The 2,459-nt window shown below is 70.4% G+C and carries 3 protein-coding genes; 2 read left to right on the top strand and 1 reads right to left on the bottom strand.

Going from position 1 to position 2,459, the window contains the following annotated elements:
• A partial coding sequence (locus tag WBA11_RS17555; RefSeq protein ID WP_424521936.1) for a hypothetical protein occupies positions 1-1,232 on the top strand: 1,232 nt, incomplete at its 5' end.
• Positions 1,233-1,596: 364 nt separating this feature from the next.
• Here the strand turns inward: WBA11_RS17555 and WBA11_RS17550 are convergent.
• Positions 1,597-2,007, bottom strand: coding sequence for a hypothetical protein (locus WBA11_RS17550; protein WP_424521935.1), 411 nt, complete (start codon positions 2,005-2,007; stop codon positions 1,597-1,599).
• Between the two features lie 231 nt (positions 2,008-2,238).
• Here WBA11_RS17550 and WBA11_RS17545 point away from each other — a divergent pair.
• The coding region (locus WBA11_RS17545; RefSeq protein WP_424521934.1) for a hypothetical protein at positions 2,239-2,459 on the top strand (221 nt) is incomplete at its 3' end.

Here is a 2,459-nt window from a genome sequence, read left to right as displayed (position 1 = left end):
TCGCCGCGGCGCTCGACGACGTCCGCCGGGCCGCCGACCGTCTTCCCCTCGTCGGCGTGACGAGCGGACACCGTGCCCGCGCGGTTCGATCCTCGACGCCGGGCGTCCGCGCCGACGAGATGTCGCGCCTCGTGAAGCGAGCGGCCGACGCGGTCCACGGTGTCCCATGCCCGTTCCACGTCAGCGCCGCGCGCAACTACCTCGCGGACCTCGAGGGAGAGCTAGCCGACGCAGAAGGCGTCGAGCGGGGCCGCGACAGGGCCGTCCGGTCCGCTCGGTCCCGGCTCGCGCAGGCCGCCTACTGCGTCCGGCAGGCCCTTCAGTTCGCCGATGTCGACGGCGACCTCGCGGCGTACCGCCCGACGTTCGCCCCGACGTACACGGGTCGGCTCACCGAGGCCGGCGGGTTCCAGTCGGCCCCGCGCGCGCTCAAGCGCCGGGTCTGGGAGCCGCTCGAGCGCTCGCACGGCCTCGTCAACTACGACCTCAAGTCGTCGCAGCCGACCGCGCTCGTCCAGCTCTTCCGAGAGGCCGATGCCGACCCGGCGTTCCTCCACCGCTACATCGCGTCCGACCGGGCTGACCTCGCGCGTGAGGCCTTCGGGAGCCGGGACGACGTCGTGGTCGAGTTGTACAAGACGTGCGTGATCGCGCTGTTCATGGGCGCCCAGCTCCCGTCCCCGAGCGCCTTCCGTCGTCTCGTGCCTATCGAGTTTGCCGACCTCCAGGACGACGTAGAACGCAGGCGTCTCCAGAGGACGCCGGACATCGCCAAGTCGATCTGGGGCGTGTACGGGATCACGGACTACGGCGACCCGTGGGACGAGGCTGGGCAGGCTCTCGAGCGGTTCCGCGAGCACGTGACCGCGTTCGACCGTGAGCGGAAGGCGTGGCTCCGGTACATCACCGGTCCGTACCTCGAGGCCCACGCGACGGGTGGTGGGTCCGGGGGCGGCCGGGTCGTCGCGAACGCGACCGGGAGCCTGCTCCGTCTCAAGGGGCTCTCGCCGTCCAAGCTCCGCCGGAAGCTCGCGGCGCACCTGCTCCAGGGCCTCGAGGCCGAGTTCATTCATCGCCTGACGCTGCTGGGGGCAGAGTACGGATTCGTCGCGGTCTCGAACCAGCACGACGGTCTCGTGACCCAGGGCGAGGTGCCCGAGGCGGCGGTCGAGCAGGCCCGGGCCGAGAGCGCGCTCGAGGTGGCCGACTTGGTCGTCAAGCCGTACGAGTAGGCAGGCCTACACTGACAGCGGTCAGAAAGACGGCGAGGCGGGGTCATGTCGGACGTTGTTTTCTGAACGGGTTGCTCGGTTGGCCGTCGTCCCGCAGGCGGCGGTCGCTCGCGCTCTCGGGGTCGTTCGCAAAACCGCCCATTTCCGTTCGACTCGGGTGGCTCGAACCCGGTACCTCAGAGACGTAGCGCCACGGTCTCGCCTGCCTCCGGCTCCGACGGCACGGCGAGGTCGCTGCTACGACGACGCTTTAGCGCTAACCCGATTCACCCAAGTTCGACCGGGAGAACGGGACGGCCACGCGCTCCAGCACGTCGGCCTCGATCCCCGGTCCGTCCTCCTCGACCGTGTCGCAGGTAGGGAGTCAGTTCAGGACGACCTCGAACACGTTCGAGATCGCCAGCGAGTCCGGCAGCCGGCACGCCCCGTCCCCCCGGCACCCTTGAGGCAGGTAGACCAACCGCATCTCGCCCTCGAGCCGACCGAACGCCTCCCCCGTCCGCCCGTCCCACGCGTTGGGACCCCGGAGGCGGAACGTGTCCACCCGCGTCTCACCCGCCCCCACGGCGATCTGACGGTCGTGGCCGCCCCCCATGATGACCCCGCTGTACGCCGAGCCCCACCCCCCGCTCATCCACAGCTCCACCGACTGAGGCGCGGCGGTATCGGCGGGGCTCAGGGCCTCCTGAGCCATCGCGGGGGGAGTCGTCGCTGTGAGTACAGCGGACGTCAAGAGGGCGGAGAGCGCCCTGTAAAGACCGGTAGACGTGCGCATGTCCATCGCAGCGGTGAGCTCGTGCCGATACGAGGCCGGGCGGCCAGCCCCGTAGTGCGTCCGCACTAGCGCTCCGCGTCAACGGCCTCGACGTGCCCACCCAACGACGTGGCCCACTGAATACGGAAGACAGCGGCCCCCTACGGATCCCTCGTAGCACCGGGCGGAAGAGAGATACGGGACCGTTGACGTGACGCCGAGCGTAGAACGAGGCGCACACGTTTCACACCCATGCGCCGACTCGCCCTCGCCCTACTCCTCTCCGCCTCTTCGGTGTCCGCCCAAGACCTACCGACCGAGCCGTTCCCGATCCCGCCCGACGACGGCCCGCTCCTCGAGGTCTCGGCCGACCGGGCCACGTTCTCCCTCCGCGGCCCGGCCGTCGACGACGCCGAGGCCCTGTGGGTCACCGTCGTCCACCGCGACGGGACCGTGTTCGACCCGTGCTCGGC

This window comes from Rubrivirga sp., assembly GCF_049648075.1.
GTDB lineage: Bacteria > Bacteroidota > Rhodothermia > Rhodothermales > Rubricoccaceae > Rubrivirga.
The sequence above is the reverse complement of the archived record's forward strand: the minus strand, read 5'-3'. Positions and strand labels throughout refer to the sequence as shown.

Bases quoted from the DNA above. Each gene is read 5' to 3' on its own strand.
- WBA11_RS17550 (WP_424521935.1), bottom strand. From the start codon at position 2,007: ATGCGCACGTCTACCGGTCTTTACAGGGCGCTCTCCGCCCTCTTGACG.